Source organism: Kocuria subflava, assembly GCF_012163155.1.
Lineage (GTDB): Bacteria > Actinomycetota > Actinomycetes > Actinomycetales > Micrococcaceae > Kocuria > Kocuria subflava.
In genome coordinates this window covers 1-503 of the sequence record NZ_JAAVUN010000274.1, presented here as the reverse complement: position 1 = coordinate 503, position 503 = coordinate 1, and the positions used below count along the sequence as shown (strand labels likewise).

Annotated in this window: 1 pseudogene; it reads right to left on the bottom strand. The window is 66.8% G+C overall.

The features are described from left to right. Positions 1 to 128 precede the first annotated feature (128 nt). A pseudogene (locus tag GTW58_RS14170) lies at positions 129 to 503 on the bottom strand (hypothetical protein); the annotation flags it as partial.

Here is a 503-nt window from a genome sequence, read left to right as displayed (position 1 = left end):
GGAAGCGCTCGGAGACGTTCCACTCGGGGACCCGGCACGGGACGCGCAGCAGGAAGGAGAGCAGGACGGCCAGGATGCCGATCACGAAGACCACGAATCCGTTGGCCCCGCGTCTGCCCTTCTTTCCCTCAGCCATGCGTCACCTCCCCTTGCCTGCGATTCCGTCCCCGAACGCCCTCAGCCGACGAATCCAGTCCGCCGGGTGACGCTTGTTCCGGGCTCAGATTAGCGGCTTCACCGGCCACGTCCCGGGGGGCGCGGCCGCGCAGGATGTCCCCAACCGTGGCACCACAGATCGCGACGACGGCGACCACGTGAAGCAGGACGGCCCCCACGTAGACGGTGGTCCACATCCCGAGCGTGGGCGTCTGCGCACCGTTGGCGTAGAGCCACGAGAAGATGGCGAACCAGTGGAAGACCTCGATGACCTGCCAGACCAGGAACTCGACGATCCGCGGTCGCGCCAGGATCACCAGCGGCACCAACCACAACACGAACTGTGG